Origin of the sequence: Anabaena sp. UHCC 0399 (assembly GCF_034931465.1) — a bacterium.
GTDB classification, from domain to species: domain Bacteria; phylum Cyanobacteriota; class Cyanobacteriia; order Cyanobacteriales; family Nostocaceae; genus Trichormus; species Trichormus minutissimus.
On record NZ_JAYGGZ010000060.1, the window covers coordinates 1 to 17,736 of the forward strand.

The 17,736-nt window shown below is 42.0% G+C and carries 14 protein-coding genes; 4 read left to right on the forward strand and 10 right to left on the reverse strand.

Going from position 1 to position 17,736, the window contains the following annotated elements:
* Positions 1–46: 46 nt before the first annotated feature.
* The 4 genes from VB693_RS24760 to VB693_RS24775 all read right to left on the reverse strand — a co-directional run bounded on the left by VB693_RS24760 (position 47) and on the right by VB693_RS24775 (position 4,340).
* On the reverse strand, positions 47–970 hold the full coding sequence (locus tag VB693_RS24760; protein WP_323268573.1) for an ABC transporter substrate-binding protein: 924 nt from the start codon (positions 968–970) through the stop codon (positions 47–49).
* Positions 971–1,256: 286 nt separating this feature from the next.
* The gene (locus VB693_RS24765; RefSeq protein ID WP_323268574.1) at positions 1,257–1,847 is read right to left on the reverse strand and encodes a molybdenum cofactor guanylyltransferase; all 591 of its coding nucleotides are present in this window, start codon (positions 1,845–1,847) and stop codon (positions 1,257–1,259) included.
* Positions 1,848–1,957: 110 nt separating this feature from the next.
* Positions 1,958–4,024, reverse strand: a complete 2,067-nt coding sequence (locus VB693_RS24770; RefSeq protein WP_323268575.1) for a thioredoxin domain-containing protein — start codon at positions 4,022–4,024, stop codon at positions 1,958–1,960.
* Between the two features lie 160 nt (positions 4,025–4,184).
* Complete coding sequence (locus VB693_RS24775; RefSeq protein ID WP_190702475.1) at positions 4,185–4,340, reverse strand: hypothetical protein; 156 nt, start codon at positions 4,338–4,340, stop codon at positions 4,185–4,187.
* 376 nt (positions 4,341–4,716) lie between these two features.
* On the opposite strand from VB693_RS24775, the gene VB693_RS24780 reads away from it, so the two are divergent.
* Positions 4,717–6,402, forward strand: coding sequence for a serine/threonine-protein kinase (locus tag VB693_RS24780; RefSeq protein ID WP_323268576.1), 1,686 nt, complete (start codon positions 4,717–4,719; stop codon positions 6,400–6,402).
* Between the two features lie 33 nt (positions 6,403–6,435).
* Here VB693_RS24780 and VB693_RS24785 read toward each other — a convergent pair whose 3' ends face one another.
* Entirely contained in the window at positions 6,436–7,071 is a 636-nt protein-coding gene (locus tag VB693_RS24785) for a hypothetical protein (RefSeq protein ID WP_323268577.1), read from the reverse strand.
* 451 nt (positions 7,072–7,522) lie between these two features.
* Between VB693_RS24785 and VB693_RS24790 the strand changes: the two genes are divergently transcribed.
* Positions 7,523–8,827 carry a Tudor-knot domain-containing protein gene (locus tag VB693_RS24790; protein WP_323268578.1) on the forward strand — a complete coding sequence of 435 codons (1,305 nt, stop codon included), beginning with the start codon at positions 7,523–7,525 and terminating at the stop codon, positions 8,825–8,827.
* A 197-nt stretch (positions 8,828–9,024) separates the two neighbouring features.
* Here VB693_RS24790 and VB693_RS24795 read toward each other — a convergent pair whose 3' ends face one another.
* The 5 genes from VB693_RS24795 to VB693_RS24815 all read right to left on the reverse strand — a co-directional run bounded on the left by VB693_RS24795 (position 9,025) and on the right by VB693_RS24815 (position 13,680).
* Entirely contained in the window at positions 9,025–9,639 is a 615-nt protein-coding gene (locus VB693_RS24795; protein ID WP_323268579.1) for a heme-copper oxidase subunit III, read from the reverse strand.
* Positions 9,640–9,741: 102 nt separating this feature from the next.
* The gene (gene ctaD, locus VB693_RS24800) at positions 9,742–11,412 is read right to left on the reverse strand and encodes a cytochrome c oxidase subunit I (protein WP_323268580.1); all 1,671 of its coding nucleotides are present in this window, start codon (positions 11,410–11,412) and stop codon (positions 9,742–9,744) included.
* Positions 11,413–11,534: 122 nt separating this feature from the next.
* On the reverse strand, positions 11,535–12,461 hold the full coding sequence (locus VB693_RS24805) for a cytochrome c oxidase subunit II (protein WP_323268581.1): 927 nt from the start codon (positions 12,459–12,461) through the stop codon (positions 11,535–11,537).
* 116 nt (positions 12,462–12,577) lie between these two features.
* The gene (locus VB693_RS24810) at positions 12,578–13,183 is read right to left on the reverse strand and encodes a DUF2231 domain-containing protein (protein ID WP_190702492.1); all 606 of its coding nucleotides are present in this window, start codon (positions 13,181–13,183) and stop codon (positions 12,578–12,580) included.
* The gene (locus VB693_RS24815) at positions 13,180–13,680 is read right to left on the reverse strand and encodes a DUF2231 domain-containing protein (RefSeq protein ID WP_323268582.1); all 501 of its coding nucleotides are present in this window, start codon (positions 13,678–13,680) and stop codon (positions 13,180–13,182) included. The genes VB693_RS24810 and VB693_RS24815 overlap by 4 nt, the downstream gene beginning before the upstream one ends.
* Positions 13,681–14,878: 1,198 nt before the next feature.
* On the opposite strand from VB693_RS24815, the gene VB693_RS24820 reads away from it, so the two are divergent.
* Positions 14,879–16,750 carry an ABC transporter ATP-binding protein gene (locus VB693_RS24820; RefSeq protein ID WP_323268583.1) on the forward strand — a complete coding sequence of 624 codons (1,872 nt, stop codon included), beginning with the start codon at positions 14,879–14,881 and terminating at the stop codon, positions 16,748–16,750.
* Positions 16,751–16,924: 174 nt separating this feature from the next.
* The gene (locus tag VB693_RS24825) at positions 16,925–17,701 is read left to right on the forward strand and encodes a class II aldolase/adducin family protein (RefSeq protein WP_323268584.1); all 777 of its coding nucleotides are present in this window, start codon (positions 16,925–16,927) and stop codon (positions 17,699–17,701) included.
* Positions 17,702–17,736: the final 35 nt, after the last annotated feature.

Below are 17,736 nucleotides of genomic sequence, written 5' to 3' on the forward strand. Positions count from 1 at the left end.
CTTACTTATAAACTAGGTACGATTAGAATCGTAAGTTTTAAAGCAATTATGAATTATTAAATAAGTCTTTTTTAAGCTGACCACAAGCTTGTTCAATAGCATCTATACTACCTGGATTGACTAATCCGTAATAATTAAAGACATAGACGCGATTATTTTTAGTCGCCTGTAATTTTTGCCAAAAAGCTTCTTTTTTAAAAGCATCTAACACAGATGTTGGAGAAATTCCCGGCGGACTAACTACAAGAATTACTTCGGGATTTGCTTCGATAACTTTCTCAGCCGAGAGTGTTACATAACCAGCAATGGGGCTTTTTCCCTGTAGTGTTGTCGCCAAGTTTTTAGCTTGGAATTTTTCTAGCAAATCACCAGCCCAACTGTTTTTATTTGGTGATAAAATTGGTTGAATACTTACCAGCAATAAAGTAGTAGGACTCTGATTAACTTTATCTGGTAGAAAACCTTGATAACGGTCTAACAAAGGCTGAGGATTGACATCAATTAATTGGGCAAGTTTTTTAGTTAGTTCTTCTAAAGATTCCCAACTATTCACTTGTGTCAACAAAGTGCGAATTCCTAATTGTTCAAGTCGTTGAATTACTTGGTTAGAAAAGCCTGCTGTACCAATGACTAAATCTGGCTTGAGAGCCACAATTTTTTCTAAATTTGGCGGACTTTGACCCTCACTCACACGAGGAAAATTTTGGAAGCTTGGGTCATTTTTAAATAGAGTGCTACCAGTAATACCGACAAGTTTAGTTTTATCGAGTTGATAGATAATATCAGTGGTCAAAGAGGAAAGAGTAACAACTCTTTTGGCTCTGACTGTTGCTAAGTGTGGAGAATTATTAGATATTGCAGTATTATTTGTGATCTGTGCTTGTGGTTGTTGATTAGTTGCAGTGGTACAAGCACTTAGAGTGATGCTCAATAGAATTGCTAAAACAGATGATATCCAAGGACGAAGCATATTAAAAAGGGAAGGAAGTAACTAAATCATCCCACGGTTCATTATTCAGAATAACTTAAATGCAAAAAAAGGGCGAGATACACATCAGCTAAAATCCCCTAAAATGTTCAGATGATTGTGCTACTCGCCTGGAGGTATACAAGGTTTTTGAGAAAAGCTGTACTTAATATACAGGAATAAACCGAGAAAGTAATGTTGTATAGATCACAAATAATAACTTGCCCAACGATTATTGAAAACGGTGCAAGATAGCAGTATATTCAATAATTAATTAAGACCTTGAGCCTCAACCTTTCAGCAAAGCCCAATCTTCTGGTGTATTGCAGTTAAAAAATATATCTGGATTTGGTAAGGGTAAAATTTCTACGGGATAATTTTGCAGCCACTGTTGGAACGATCGCCCGCCTTGATTGATAAACTCTGATAGTTGCGGTAAACAACGACGGCGGTAAAAACCACACAACACTTCCCAGCCTTTTGAGTGATGAGCTAAAGCTGCGATCGCATCATCATCCACACTATCAAGTCTTGCTATCCAATCTTGCAATACCTGAAGCTGCAACTTTGGTAAATCACAAGCAAGTAACAAAACCCACTCGGTTTGTACTTGTTTCAAACCTTGAGCAAAACCTACTAAAGGCCCTTGGGTATGGGGGGATTCTCTAATAAACTGGCAATGAGGTAAATCTAAATGTTGATAGCGTTCTGGCCAAGGAGTCACCACGTAAACAGTATCAGCACAACTTGCAGCAATACCACAAACTTTTTGCAACAATGGCACACCTTGAACGGGAATCAAAGCTTTGTCCTCACCCATCCGAGAACTTTGACCACCAGCTAAGACAATAGTAGTGATGAGTGATGAGTGATGAGTCATGAGTCATGAGTAGTGAGTGCTGAGTGCTGAGTGTTGAGTGCTGAGTGCTGAGTTGTGAGTGTTGAGTTTTGAGTGCTGAGAAAATTCTAGTTTGTCTACTTTGTCACCTCTTACGCCCTAATCTGACTTTGCTGTACTTGCTGTAATAACTGTTCAAAATTCCCGGCTGAGGGGAGACATTTTAAACCTTGGCAAACTAAACCAACACTATCTGCGGGTAAATTAGATACGACAGTCAAGACAGCAGTGGGTAAGTATCTGGGCAGCAATAAGTTAATTTTATCACTAGTGCTGCGAATCAAGGTGCAGTTACGATACCAATCGAAAGCGATAAATAAACTGGGACAAGCTTGGGGTGCTTGCTGCATCACACTATTAAAAGCTTGTAAACCTTGCTCAGCTAAATCTAGATAATGGAGATCATCGGTGAGTAATGTTAGACGGACTAAGTTAGCGATCGCAATTCCGTTAGCTGATGGTGTAGCATTATCAGCATAACTGCGTTCACGCACAATTAAATCTTGACTAGCATCACTGGCTGTATTGAAGTAGCCACCTAATTCTACACTCCAGAGAAACTCATTAAATTCTTTTTGGAGAGCGATCGCTTTTTCTAACCACAAAGATTGCTGTGGGTTCTGAGTTTGGTGTAAGTCCAGCAATGCTTTAATAAACAAAGCATAATCTTCAGACTGCGCCATTACAGTCGCTTCACCTTCATAGTTCAGTCTGTGAAAACGCCCGTCTACAAACTGATGCTCCAAAATGAAGTTTGCTGCTTGTGCTGCTATTTCCCAATACTCCGGTTCATGGAATGCAGCCGCAGCCCTGGCTAAACCAGAAATCATCAGGCTATTCCAAGCCACAATCATCTTTGTATCTGTGACTGGAGGAATGCGTCCTGGCCAATTTACAGTTCTGGCTTCCTGGTTGTCCCGTGCTGGGAGAAAAGTCTGGAGTGCATCAGCCGGAGTCCCATAACGAGCCGTAAACAGTTTACCTAATGCCACTTCTAAACTTATACTCAACTGCCCTGCATTGCGCCTTTGTAATACATTTTTACCTTCAAAGTTGCCGTTAGGGGTGACTGTAAACTGTTGTTGTAACTCTGTTAGTTCTGTTGGTGTTAACAATTGTGCTAGTTCAGCATCACTCCAAACGTAAAAAGCCCCTTCCTCTGGTTCTTTTTCTCCAGGATTGATAAAATTATCAGCATCTTGAGCCGCGTAGAAATAACCAGTCGGTGCAGTCATTTCTCTTTGCAGCCATTCAATAGTACCAGATACAGCCCTAGCAAACGCTGGCTCTTGGCTACCTGCACTCCATAAATTAGCTAGATACTCCACAATTTGACCATTGTCATAGAGCATCTTTTCAAAGTGGGGTACTGTCCACGTGGGATCAACAGTGTAGCGATGAAAGCCGCCAGCCACATGGTCATAAATCCCACCCAAAGCTAAATCTAGTCCTCGCTGAAGACAAACTTTTTGACCATCATAGCGAGACTCAAAATTAAATCGAGTTCCCTGCAATGCTAATTCTGCATAGGGAATCATCGGGAAACTATTACCGTTACCATGCTGATTTGGCGTAATAATGCCTGTGCTAGTTTCGCACCCTCGCCGCAGCAATTCCTGTGCTTCAGCTTCCTGTGTAACCTCCCCTTGTAAAACCGCAGAGGTTAAAAGCGATTCTACAATTAAAGCTTTACGTTGGCGCAAATCCTCTTTTTCTGTATCATAGTAGCGGCGAAGTGCTTGCAGAACTTGCAAAAAACCAGGACGGTTATAGCGCGGTTCTAAAGGAAAGTAAGTTCCAGCATAAAACGGGACTAAATCTTCTGGTGACAAAAATACATTTAAAGGCCAACCTCCTTGACCGCTCATCATCTGCAAGGTCTGCATATAAATGCTATCGATGTCTGGTCTTTCTTCCCGGTCTACTTTGATAGGCAAGAAATTAGCATTCATATACTCAGCTACAGCTTGGTCAGAAAAAGCCTCACCTTCCATGACAGTACACCAGTGGCAACTGGAGTAACCAATCGACAGAAAAATTGGTTTATCTTCTGCCCTAGCTGCTGCAAGAGCATCATCACACCAAGACCACCAATCAATAGGGTTTTCGGCGTGTTTGCGGAGGTAAAGACTCTGGGCTTGGGCCAGGCGATTAGTCATGGTTTAGGTGCAGATAGTTGCCTTATTTGCCCAGTCTATCTGCTACTAGTCTTGATCTCAATGCCTAAATATATATCTTTTAAGAAATATAGGGGATAGGTGATAGGTGACAAGAGACAGCTAATCGGTAAATTACCCTAATTAGATTTGTGAAATATTGTTAATGGCGAGAACGCAATAACATACTAATCATTTGCACAGGTGTTTCTGTTGAAGGTAAAATCGTCCTTGATTGAAGTCGAGTATTGGGGCTAAGTCCTGCAATCACATGGAGTAAGAAAGTGATGATGGCGGCTTGCACAAGTCTTTTTGGCATGGCAGGTCTCCCTCAGTTGATAACATTTATTTAGTAAGATTTGCGAGTCTAACTACACCCTGTACTTTTGGTTTACCGGATTGGCTAGAAATAAACGGTATCATTGCTGATACGCTAAATAAATTAACAAATGACTGTCTAGAAATTGGTATACCAGCAGCGTTATCTTTCTAGACGTACTCCCACTATAAAAAGTGCCTGTAGGGATTTTTGCCATCTGTCTCAACACAGAAGAAATCAATTCGTCTTGGATTTAGGAGAAGCATTGGACTACTGATGATAAAATCTATGCCCTACTGATTTATATTGAAGTCATTCCGGAAACACTAGGCAAGTAAGAGAAACTTAATATAATGACTAACTCAGTAACCAGCTCATGAGCCACCACATGATCGGTAAAGTACTGCAAGCACGCTACCAAATTATCCAAAGCCTGGGTGCAGGGGTATTCGGACAAACATACCTAGCTGTAGATATCAACTACCCACACACACCTAAATGTGTAGTTAAACAACTTAAGGTTAACAGTTTGCACCCTAGCTACCTCGACACCATCAGATTACGTTTTCTGACGGAAACCTCAACCCTCAAACGCCTAGGAACTAACGCCCAAATTCCCGAATTTATCGCTTGTTTTGAGGAAAATGAGCGGTTTTATTTGGTACAAGAATATATTGCAGGTCATTCCTTAACGGCGGAACTCCCCATTAGTCAACAGTGGGGATGTCTGTGGAGTGAGGAGGAAGTCAGGGCATTTTTAGAGGATGCTTTAGGAATTTTAGAATTTGTTCACTCTCAAGGTGTCATCCATTGCGATATTAAACCAGAAAATATTATTAGGCGTGCTATTAACGGCAAGTTAGTCCTGATTGACTTTGGTTCTATCCAATCAATCAATTTTGGCATGGATGGCGACTTATCGATTTATCAAGCTCCTACTACTTCCTTGGGTTACATCCCGCCTGAGCAATTTATCGGTCAAACTCAGCCCAATAGTGATATTTATGCTTTGGGGATGATTGCAATTCAAGCTTTAACTGGCTTAGAACCACTGCAATTAAAAGTAGATGCTCAAACTAATGAGATGATTTGGCGTTCTCCTCATACGCCAGTTAGTGATTATCTAGCGGCTATCCTGAGCCAGATGATCCGCTATAATCATCAAGAGCGTTTCGAGTCTGCGGCTGACGTGTTGCGTGTGCTGAGACAAATGGTGTGGGAAAATACACTTGCACATTGTCCTCCAACACCAGAGAGTGAAGAGACTCAAGCAGAACCAACTTCAGCATCATCGCCACTATTGACAGGAATTAAAGTCGGATTGGCGGTAAATTCCTTATTAATGGGAGTTGGCACTTATTCTTTATTACATAGTGCGCCGACCCATAGCGAAACAGATATTTTATATAAAGCCACAAAACAATATCAAGCTGGGGATTTACAAGAGGCGATCGCACTTGCTAAATCGATTCCATCTTATAGTAATGTTTATCCAGACGCTCAAGCCACTATCGAAACCTGGCAACAGCAATGGCGAGTAGCAGCACAACAATATTCTGTAGCTGAACAGGCTTTGGTTGATGGGAAATGGTCGGATGTGATCAAAGTAGCTAACGAAGTCCCTGATATTTTATATTGGCAAGTCAAAGTTAATCAGTTAACACAACAAGCCAAGGGTAATATCGAAGCGCAAACACAAAAATTATTAGCTAAAGCCTACGCCAAAGCTGAAGCCAGAGATTTTTCCACCGCATTAGAATATCTGCGCCAAATTCCCCAGGAAAGTACAGCTGGGGCCTTGGTACAAAAAAAATTAGTCGAATACAATCAAAAACGCCAAGTTAGAGCCGCCTACTTTTTACATCAAGCTCGTAAACAAGCATTAGCTGGTAACTTTGATCATGCGGTGAATTTTCTCCGTAAAATTCCCAAAGATACACCTGTATATGCTCAAGCTCAAGTCAAGCTGAATGAGTACAGCCAAAAGCTACGTCCTCAAAACCAAAACCAAAGCCAAAACTTAGCCTACAGCGTGTTTTCTTCGACTCAAAACAATCAATAATATGGTGAGTGAACACCACTTAACCCTTACTCATTACTCAGCACTCATCATTAATCCTTGTTTATAAGCTTTTCGGAGAGCGATCGCTTCTGCTACTATTTGTTGAGCAGTTAATCCTTCTTCATCCATCATTGCTTGCAAGGTAGTACCAGTTTGCTCTGATTCTTCGTGAATTGGGGGAATTTGGCAATACCTCCCACCATTCTTTAACCGCCGCCAAATACTGAGTTTTTCAGCTTTTTTAGCTTTTGGGGTACACTGTTTTTTAATCAGCGATCGCACAGTCTCTTGGTTAATTATACTTAAATCTAGCAGTCTATCTATAACTTCTTGATACTTTTTGCTTCGTTCTGCTAGTTGATAGATAGTTCTTGGCTCAACTTGAGCAAAATCTTGCGGTTCAAACTTTCCAAAGGCGGCAGCAATTTTGAGATACTTCTTTTCTTCACCTTGCCAACCTTGATCTAGAAGTAGCTTTCTATACTCTCTCAGCGATAAATGACGTTTTTGCTCCGCCAACCAAAAAGCATGATGCAAAATCGCCTTTGTGACATCAGTAAGAGTTTGAAAAGAAAAATTTTCAGTCGCATCAGGCTGTTCTGGAGTGTATTGCTCAAACTTGTGTGACTTAACTGGGGTTGCAGTTACACCTTGCCTTGATGTCATCATAGTCATGATCTCACAGTAGGGTTTTTCTTTTAGGCAATACAACTTGGGTTGGTAGATGTGATCCTCCACCAACTAGATGTCATCGCCAAGAATAAAAATCTCTTTGGTACAATTGTACTATAATTTTCCAGAAAAAACCATTACTCTCAACAAACCCCTTGCTAAAGTAGAGCGGCCATAATTATCTTTGTTGGGCAAGCGTCAAAAATCTCAAAGTAACTTTGCTGTCAATGGACTAGAGGTAGTTCGGAGTTACTTTTTTACTAGTTTAGGGAACTCTATTAACACGGTTCAGTTACCAATAGTCTCAGTAGTATGTTGTTGCTGCCAGTGCATAGGAATCAATGCAGTTAATGTATTGGTTTAACAAGTGTTGTCATAACTACCAACTTTAGTCTATGGACTTGTCTGAACTGGATTGTCATCCCATTTCTGGTTTTGAGGATTACTTATGGAGAAATCAATTATTCAGTTGGTTGACGAGTTATCAACTGATAACATTACCGTTAAAGTTTTAAAGGCTATCGATTATATAGCTCCAAGTCAATGGAACAATTTGGTGGGCTTTGACAATAGTATCCGTGCCATTACAGGAGAAACTGATACCAAAGTAATCCAGAAAATTCGGGAGCGTGCTGTTGCTTTATATCAAGATCCTCAACAGGGCTATCAGAGTGTAATCAAACTTTATCAAACAATTGATAAAGCAGACACAGCTATGGCGGCGGCGGCTTTAGCTAACAAAGTCGGGGAAAAAATTGCTTTTCTTTCTTTTCTCAGCAATATTACACCCAAAGCAGACCTTACCCAGACAATTGATTTGGTGTTGAAAATTGCTATTGAAATCATCGCTTTTTGCAAACTCAATGGCATTCCTCAACCGAACCCCCAAGAGTTTGCCAAGTCTTTAACCAACAACTATCAAGATGCCTCCCTCATGCGGATGGTAGCTCTAGTTTGCCTAGACGGCATTCTGCCATTAGGCCCCGACTTCCTCAACAAAATCAACGAACTTATTAGTGGCACTGATGCTAGTCAAATAGCTCAAAACCCAGTTTTTTCAGCCATTAACAGCTCTCTACCAGGCAATAATCCCACTGAGAAACTTGGTTTTCTTACTCAAGGTTTCAACTCTGTGCAAGGCTGGATTGGTAACTTAGTATCCAAGACAGGTGTAACTCCGCAATCAATTTTTAGTAGTTTGGGTAATTTTATTCAGATTGCTGACGATAATCTAGACTTTGTAGCTGCATTTCTCGATCAAAGTACCAATTACTATGAGCATACAGGGATTCAAACTGTGGCTTGCAGTTTGATCAAGCAAGCCCATATTTTAGTTAAACAGGAAATTCAACAAGAAGAACAATCATCAGTCCAAGATATCTCATTTGCTGTCAAGGTTGATAACGATCAGTATGCACTAGGCAAAACAGTAGAAGTATGGGATGGAGAGGAAGAGGATTGGTATTCTGGAACTATTGAGAAAGTCAAAGAGAACGAATACTTTATTCATTACGCTGGTTACGGTTCATCCCATGATGAGTGGATTGGCTCAGATGACATTCGTACCCGCGATAAAGCCTCATCCGATGATAATGGATATGCCGTAGGTCTAAAGGTCAAAGTTTGGGATGAGGACAATGAGGGTTGGTATTCTGCAACTATCGATAAAATCCAGGGACAACAATACTTCGTACATTACCTTGATTATGACTCATCCTATGATGAATGGGTTGATCTAGAAGAGATTTCCTAACTACCAAGATGAAAAAGACGTAGCAATACTACGTCTCTACAAGGTTTCTGGGTAACGCATATTTCATTTCCAAAGTGCGATCGCCTACGGTGGGTGGGTACGCCATCCCTCCAAAGTTATCTCAAAATAACTGGCTAATAGCCAAATTCCTAGCTATTAGCCACATAATTTATATTCTGCTGGAAGATTGGTCAGTTCTACTGCCAGACGTAGAGCATGAGAAACAAAACAATCCAAATAATATCGACAAAGTGCCAGAACAAAGAAGTGGCATTTACACCGAAGTGACCTGTATCGTAATTGCCAGGAATAAACGATCGCACGAGAACCATCAACTGTAATAAAATACCAGTGAAAACGTGCAAACCGTGAAAACCTGTTAACAGGTAGAACATTCCGCCAAAAGTGCCAGAAGTAAAACCAAATTCTAGGTTGCTCCATTCAATGGCCTGTCCTACCAAAAAGTAGCCACCCATAACTATTGTTGTGGACAAAAAGATTCGGAATAACCGTAAATCGTGGCGTTTGAGGGCGACTTCTGCCAAATAAATCACAAAGCTACTAGCAACCAACACAACAGTATTAATTGTTGGCTCTTTAACTTCTAAACCAGAAATACCAGGCGGTAACCAGTTAGGTGTTGTAATTTTGTAGACAATATAACCAGCGAAAAAGCTTAAGAAAATTACACTTTCAGAAAGTAAGAAGACAATAAAACCAAACATCTTATTGCCTTCTTCATCGTGGACGTGTTCGCCACCTGCGTGATGCAACGGTTGTTGCAGTTCATCTGAAACAATAGAGCTATCCATTGGTGCAATTATTAGTTGTGTACTGTAAGTTCTCTTAGGGAAACACCAGACAAAAAGAAACTCGTTCTTCTCGTCTGGAAACTCTTCCTTAATTGCATCTCCCTAATCTTGATGGCTATGCGCTTCTGCAATTAACGGCTCAGATTTACCGTATCCGTAGGGTTCAGAAATGACTACGGGAATTTCTTCAAAGTTTTCTACTGGTGGGGGTGAAGATACCAACCACTCCAAACCAATGGCGCGCCAAGGATTATCAGGTGCTTTCTCACCTTGCATCCAAGAAACCAGCATATTGAAGATGAAGGGCAATGTAGACATACCTAGTAAGAATGCACCTAAGCTAGCAACAATATTCCAGCCTTGATACTCTGGTGCGTAGGAAGCAACTCGGCGTAACATCCCTTGCAATCCTAGGGGGTGCATGGGGAAGAAGTTGAGGTTAGTACCGATAAATGCCAACCAAAAATGGATTTTACCCCAACCTTCGTTGTACATCCGTCCGGTCATTTTGGGAAACCAGTGATAGATGGCTGCATACATCCCCATCGTCACTGTCCCGTAGAGGACATAGTGGAAGTGTCCAACAATAAAGTAGGTGTTGTTAACGTGAATATCAACGGGTACGGAGGAAAGCATAATCCCGACGATACCCGCGAAGACGAACATAATTAAACCACCCAAAGCAAATAACATGGGTGTACTCAGGCGGATTTTCCCACCCCAGATAGTTGCTACCCAAGCAAATACTTTAATCCCCGTGGGTACAGACACCAACATAGTAGTCATCATGAACACCATCCGCATCCAAGCGGGTGTACTACTGGCGTACATATGGTGTACCCAAACAATGGCACTGACTACAGCAATCAGCATCGAAGAAATCGCCACTACTTTGTAGCCAAATAGCGGCTTACGGGCGTAGACAGGGAAAATTTCTGAGAATACGCCGAAAATGGGCAGAATAATCACATAAACGGCAGGGTGGGAGTAGAACCAGAAATAATGCTGGAACATCACCGGATTACCGCCATTGCTGGGGTTAAAAAAGCCAGTCCCAACGGTGATGTCAAGTAACAGCATGACTGCACCGGCTGTTAAGGCAGGTAAGCCAAACAATTGAATAATCTGTGCGCTAAATACTGCCCAAACAAACAGAGGCATCCGAAAGAAGCCCATCCCTGGCGCACGCATCTTAACGATGGTAGTAACAAAATTGACTGCCCCCATAATTGAGGACACACCAGAGATAGCAACTGCCAATAGCCAAATTACTTGCCCATTAAATAAGCGACCTGTGGGATTTTGGATACTCACAGGGGGATAAGCCCACCAACCAGATTGGGCTGGGCCACCGGGAACAAAAAAGCTGGCCATTAAGAGAATCCCGACGACAGGGACCATCCAAAAGGCGGCGGCGTTGAGGCGGGGGAAAGCCATATCCCGCGCCCCAATCATTAGGGGGACTAAGTAGTTAGCTAAACCAACTAAGGAGGGGAAAGTCCACAAAAACAGCATCACAGTGCCGTGCATGGTGAACATCCCGTTATAGACGGTGCGGTCAACCAAGTCTGATTCGGGGGTAACTAGTTCTCCCCGCAGAATCATCGCAAAGATACCGCCGACGAGAAAGAAAATGAAGGAAGTAACGAGGTATTGAATACCTATAACTTTATGATCGGTGCTAAAGCTGAAATATTCCTTCCAGCCACCGCCAGATCCGTGGTGCGGCTTCTCCACAGGGAGATCAAGCCTTTCAATAGGGATATTTGTCATCGCTGAAATTCCTTTGAACCAAGTTTAGGGGTTTAAATCCCCTGTTGTGATGCCTAATCAAAATCCCCACTACAAAACGTAATTACGAATTACGAATTACGAATTACGAATTACGAATTGTTTTATCCGGGATAATTAACCAAAGGTGCGGGGGCTGGTACAACGGTTTCCCAACCTGTTTTGACTGACTGACTAGCTGTTTGAGCGTATTCAGCAGCAGCTTGGTTGTAGGCTGGCATGGGTTTGTGTGAGGCGGCTTTGGTTAACCATTTTTGATAATCTTCTGGAGATTCCACAACCACGTTTGCTTCCATCGTGGCGAAGTATGTACCGCTATATTGGGAATCGGTCAGACGATATTGACCTTCGCGGATGGGGGTAAATTCAAAGTTGATGGTGTGGTTAGGAACGATGTCTTGTTTGAGGCGGAATGCAGGGATGTAGAAGCCGTGGAGTACATCTTGGGAATGTAGAGCCAAATGCACACGGCGATCGCTTGGTAAATGTAACTCGGTACTGGTAACATCTTTTTCGGGATAGTGGAAAACCCATGCCCATTGTTTCGCCAGAACGTCAATGTTTTCACTGGGTTCGGCTAAAGCTGCATTATCTTCCTCGCCAGTAGCCGCATAGGCCGAGTTCATGGCAATGGGGTTGTGTAGGTGTACCAAAGCTGTAGAACCTTGAATCCCCATTTGCTCATAAATTTGGTAGCTATAGCCAGCAATCCAAAACACCAAGAAAATGGGAATAGCTGTCCAAACTACTTCTAGGGTGACATTACCCTCAATGTGGGGGCCATCACTCAAGTCATCTTTAGCTGCCCGATGGAACAGCAAAGAGTAAACAAGAACAGCAGTTACTCCTAGGAAGATGAACGCGCCCAGAGTCACCAAGAAGCTAAATAAATCATCAATCAAGTGAGATTCAGCCGCCGCTTGGGGGGGCAACCAGGAATAGGCTAGTTTACCTATCCAGAGACTGATAGTAGAAATTGCGATCGCTCCTACTACCAATATCAAAATATTGAGAAATTGGCTGAGTTTCATAGTCCAATAGTCATTAGTCAGTAGTCATTAGTCATTAGGAATTGGGAATTGGGAATTAGTAAAAAATTCTCCCTTGTCTTCTTCCCTGTCACCTGTCCCCTGTCCCCTATCACCTATTACTTAAGTACGGTGTTGAGATTTTCGCCCAAGCGCAGCAAGTTATCGGCGGTGTTGTGTACGCCAAACTCAGCAGCTAATTGCGCTCCTAAAGTCCCGTGGAGATACATGATAAACATGATGAATACGCCTGCGGCCAAATAGCTCCACTGCACTTGTTGCTCTGATTCCACAGACCAGACATAACGCTGCCACGCTCTCCACAAGGTCATGACGGCAATCAAACCTAGAAGAAATACACCACCTACCCCATGCCAAAGCATGGTTTGCATTGCTTGTAATCCCCAGGTACTTTTGAGATCACTGGATGGTGTGGCTAGGAACATTTCGTAAAAGCCTGCGGCCACTGTGAAAAAGGTGATGACGGTTGAACCCACCATGTTGTACCAACCAACATCAAAGAGGCTTTCCCGTTCTACAGTTAGCCCCAAAAAATTGAATACCCATTTTTGGGAAGGGAAGAGAACACCAACGATATCGAAGGTAATACCAATGATGAATAAGCCCAAAGTCAAATGGACTAGGTTGGGATGAATCGGAATGGTGTAAGGTAATCCGTTAGCTCCTAATTGGATATTTAATTGGTCAATTAGTTCTGAGTTCATGGCAGCATTCCATCCTTGACAGCTTCAACAACTGGGACTGTGTGCAGCCCATAGACCCAAACGAGTTCATCTCCGAGATAGACTTGCATACCAACAATTAAGACTAAAATTAACCCTGCTCCCAAGTAGTGAACAGGGATTCTTTGGGGGTCACGCGTCCGTAGAACATAACGCCAAGCTGTCATTGCGGCGAGAATACCAGACAGTGACCAACCAATTAGTGTATGTAGGTTCAGTACAGACTTAACCACTTCATAGGGTTTTGCCAAGCCAGCTTCAAACTGACCCAAGATAATGGCAACAAAAATGGCAATGGTAGCAACAAACAGATTCCACCAACCCACTTCATAAAAGCGAGTTTTACCTGTAAAAAACCCAATGGCATCACAGGCAAAAGCAAACAAAACCATCGCAATTACAAAGTGAACAACGATAGGATGGAGCGTGTCCGGGTAGGGTAAATTGTGGTCGTTCAAAGATGTAAGATAATCAAGCATTCTACTCTCCTAAGCATATTGCCTCACCTCAGTTCAATCTCAATAATTGACATTTACTCACATCAAGATAGGCATTCATCCATGACTAAGATTTTTTGATGAGATAGTCGTAGCGAAATCTTGTCACAGTGTGATTAGCCAGTTTGTTGTCAAATTATGTGAGGCTATTATTTATAGTCAGGGATTGAGTTTAATTCATTTGTTCATACTGATAAGCTACTACAGCGATTTCTACTTTACCTAACAAAATTGCTGTCGTTTATTGATTTAGTGAGTCCTATTTATTAGCTTAAGGATTTTCTCAATACTTGTCAAAAGTTATTCAAAGTTTTTTTAAATTTCTTTGATTAGCAAAAACAAGTCCTTTATAATGTATCTTTACTTGCCATTTAGTATATTGCATATACAAAATATTTAAATGTGCGATCGCAACATTCATTGAATATTAATTTGTACTTACAATCACAATTGATATTCAGTAAATATTAAATATAATCAGCAACAACTAATTAGTAATTTAAATACTAATGGAAGTTTCTATAAAAGTCTGATTTGATTTATAAAAAAATACAGGTATCGTATAGCATGAAGCACCATTCTAGAATTTCAAATATCAAATATGAGTCCTATATTTATAAGTGTCAGTGCTGATTAATTTCATCGAGTTAATAGTCAGGACTTTATTCCTTCTTTTAGGGCTAAAGCTAAACGCAAACCCTCCCCTAAAAAGCTATCCATTACCCGGATGTTTATAAAGCAGTAGTTTGAAGAACTCGGAGAAACAGCAATGCAGTTGCGTCCAAAGTGCTTCTCCCTTGACGCTAGCCTCTCCCTTTGGGAGAAGGGGAGACGCTGCGCGAATAGACCGGGGATGTAAACCACTGGAAGGGCTTTAGCTCTCAGCGACACTTGATTTTTTAGTGAAAATATAATCTTTTTGTTGAGGTGATGCGGCCTGGCTACTCTGATTGCTAAGGCGATCGCCACTCAACCCCAAGCTAAAAGCTAGTAAGTGTGAGAAACGCCGGTGGGAGTGCGATCGCTATTGCTAACATAGTGCTAACTACAGTCACACCATCAAATTCCCTAACTCCTTCCCGCCTGATTCTTAAGACAAATATTTACGCTCTTCTACTTAAATGCAAAACTACTGTTAAAATCCAAATAATTTTTACTCAATATTCATACTGGTACTCCTATGAGAGAAACTGTCCTAGAAGTTCGCAATCTCCAAGTAGAATTTTCCAGTGATGGGGATACTATCAAAGCCGTGGATGGTATTTCGTTTGAGCTAAGGCGAGGTGAAACTCTAGGAATCGTAGGAGAATCTGGTAGTGGTAAATCAGTCACATCCTTAGCGGTAATGGGTTTGTTGCAGCATCCTGGGAGGGTGAGCGGTGGAGAGATTTTGTTTCGTCACCAAGAGAATGCTAATCCTCTAAATTTGGTGGAGTTATCGCCAAAGGAAATGCAGCTATATAGAGGTGGTGACATCGCCATGATTTTTCAAGAACCGATGAGTTCCCTAAACCCGGTTTATAATGTTGGGTTTCAGTTAACGGAAGCGATTCAGCGTCACCAGGATGTAACTAAAGATGAAGCCAAACAAATTGCGATCGCAGGTCTGCAAGAGGTTAAACTTTTACCTAGTGATGAGCAACTGACACAGCAATACATCGACACCTGGCCGCAAACAAATCCTGACTCTCCCCTCGATGAATATAAGGTGGTGCAGTTAGTTAAGCAGCATAAAGAATCTATGCTGGAACGCTACCCTCATGAACTTTCTGGGGGACAACTGCAACGGGTAATGATTGCAATGGCTATTTCTTGCAACCCTTTGCTACTAATTGCAGATGAACCAACCACAGCTTTAGATGTCACAGTCCAAGCCACAATTATTGATCTCCTCAGAGAATTGCAGCAAGTCCGTGACATGGCCTTGATTTTCATCACCCATGACTTGGGGTTAATTTCCGAAATTGCTGACAAAGTCGCGGTGATGTACAAAGGTAAAGTCGTGGAATACGGCGCATCGGAGCAAATTTTTAAGCATCCCCAACACCCCTATACTAAGGGTTTAGTTGCTTGTCGTCCCACACTCACCCACCATCCCCACAAACTGCTGACGGTTTCTGATTATATGACTGTGGCGGAAACAGAAAGCGGACAGTTAATTATTGAAGAGAAACAACCCTCACCACCACCAGAAATTTCCTCGGAAGAAATCCATACTAGATTGACAAAGTTAGAAGAAAAGCCACCACTGTTAAAAATCCAGAATTTGCAAGTTGGTTTTCCTGTGCGGGGTGTGTTTGGTACTAAGAAACGCTACAACATGGCGGTTAACGGCGTTTCCTTTGATGTCAAACCAGGGGAAACGGTGGGATTAGTGGGAGAATCTGGTTGTGGTAAGACAACCTTGGGTAGAACTCTGTTAAGGCTAATTGAGCCGATGGGTGGACAGATTATCTTTGAGGGACAAGATATTACAAATCTCAAAGGCGAAGCATTGCAAAAACTGCGGCGGGAAATGCAAATCGTCTTTCAAAATCCCTTTAGCGCACTCGACCCCCGGATGAAAGTTGGGGAAGCAATTGCAGAACCTTTGTTAATTCACTCTGTAGGTAAAACCAAAAAACAACGCCTACAAAGGGTAGCAGAACTTTTAGAAAGAGTTGGTTTAAGTGCAGATGCAATCAACCGCTATCCACATCAGTTTTCTGGTGGTCAACGCCAGAGGATTTGTATTGCGCGTTCTTTGGCATTAAATCCTAAATTTATTATCTGTGATGAGTCAGTATCGGCGTTAGATGTATCGGTACAGGCGCAGGTATTGAATTTACTCAAAGAATTGCAAGAAGAGTTTCAGCTAACTTATATTTTCATTTCCCATGATTTAAGCGTCGTCAAATTTATGAGCGATCGCATTTTAGTCATGAATCGTGGTGAAATTGTCGAACAAGGTACAGCCGAAAGTATCTACCGCGAACCCAAGGAAGCATATACACAAAAGTTAATTGCGTCTATTCCTACTGGTAGCCCGGAACGGATACGCTCTAAATTGTGAGTGCTGAGTGCTGAGTGCTGTTAGCGGTAGCGCGGCGTTTAGCCGATGGGGAGTGCTGAGTGCTGTTAGCGGTAGCGCGGCGTTTAGCCAGTGCTGAGTGGTAATCTGTAACAAAAATCGATTAACGTTATCGTGTTTTTAGTATCAACTTACGCTTACATAAAAGATTTGGAAATGCAACTTACAACTAGAGAAAAACCCAACGCACCTCAACCGCCAACTTTTAATTCTATTACCGAAGCAAGATTACATCGCCAACAACGTTTAGCTGCTGCTTTTCGCCTATTTTCTCGGTTTGGGTTTGATGAAGGCGTAGCAGGCCATATTACTGTTCGTGATCCAGAAAACTTGAATCATTTTTGGGTTAATCCCTTCGGAATGCACTTTGGCTTAATTAAAGTTAGTGACCTCATTTTAGTTAATCATGAAGGGGAAGTAATTTTTGGCAATCGCCCCGTTAATCGAGCTGCTTTTGCTATCCATTCCCAAATCCATGCAGCTCGTCCCGATGTGGTGGCGGCTGCTCATGCTCATTCGCTTTACGGCAAAAGCTGGTCTAGCCTGGGTCGTCTACTTGACCCCCTGACTCAAGATGCTTGCTCTTTTTACGAAGACCATAGTATTTTTGAAGAATATACTGGCGTAGTTCTCGACCCACAAGAAGGTCAACGCATTGCTCAAACTTTAGGTCAGAATAAAGCCATGATTTTGCAGAATCATGGTTTGTTAACAGTTGGACAAACAGTTGACGAGGCGGCTTGGTGGTTCATTGCAATGGAACGTTCTTGTCAAGCCCAATTATTAGCTGAGTCTGCTGGTAAACCCAAATTAATCAACCCAGAATTTGCTAGTGTGGCTCACAGTCAAGTAGGTTCATCACAAATGGGTTGGTTTAGTTTTCAGCCATTATTTGACATGATTATTCACCAAGAACCTGACCTATTAGATTGAACTGTTCAACAAAACACATCTGACTATCACCTGTC

Bases quoted from the DNA above. Each gene is read 5' to 3' on its own strand.
- VB693_RS24805 (WP_323268581.1), bottom strand. From the start codon at position 12,461: ATGAAACTCAGCCAATTTCTCAATATTTTGATATTGGTAGTAGGAGCG.
- VB693_RS24780 (WP_323268576.1), top strand. From the start codon at position 4,717: ATGAGCCACCACATGATCGGTAAAGTACTGCAAGCACGCTACCAAATT.
- VB693_RS24825 (WP_323268584.1), top strand. From the start codon at position 16,925: ATGCAACTTACAACTAGAGAAAAACCCAACGCACCTCAACCGCCAACT.
- VB693_RS24810 (WP_190702492.1), bottom strand. From the start codon at position 13,183: ATGAACTCAGAACTAATTGACCAATTAAATATCCAATTAGGAGCTAAC.
- VB693_RS24765 (WP_323268574.1), bottom strand. From the start codon at position 1,847: ATGACTCATCACTCATCACTCATCACTACTATTGTCTTAGCTGGTGGT.
- VB693_RS24760 (WP_323268573.1), bottom strand. From the start codon at position 970: ATGCTTCGTCCTTGGATATCATCTGTTTTAGCAATTCTATTGAGCATC.
- VB693_RS24775 (WP_190702475.1), bottom strand. From the start codon at position 4,340: ATGCCAAAAAGACTTGTGCAAGCCGCCATCATCACTTTCTTACTCCAT.
- ctaD (WP_323268580.1), bottom strand. From the start codon at position 11,412: ATGACAAATATCCCTATTGAAAGGCTTGATCTCCCTGTGGAGAAGCCG.
- VB693_RS24815 (WP_323268582.1), bottom strand. From the start codon at position 13,680: ATGCTTGATTATCTTACATCTTTGAACGACCACAATTTACCCTACCCG.
- VB693_RS24770 (WP_323268575.1), bottom strand. From the start codon at position 4,024: ATGACTAATCGCCTGGCCCAAGCCCAGAGTCTTTACCTCCGCAAACAC.
- VB693_RS24790 (WP_323268578.1), top strand. From the start codon at position 7,523: ATGGAGAAATCAATTATTCAGTTGGTTGACGAGTTATCAACTGATAAC.
- VB693_RS24795 (WP_323268579.1), bottom strand. From the start codon at position 9,639: ATGGATAGCTCTATTGTTTCAGATGAACTGCAACAACCGTTGCATCAC.
- VB693_RS24820 (WP_323268583.1), top strand. From the start codon at position 14,879: ATGAGAGAAACTGTCCTAGAAGTTCGCAATCTCCAAGTAGAATTTTCC.
- VB693_RS24785 (WP_323268577.1), bottom strand. From the start codon at position 7,071: ATGATGACATCAAGGCAAGGTGTAACTGCAACCCCAGTTAAGTCACAC.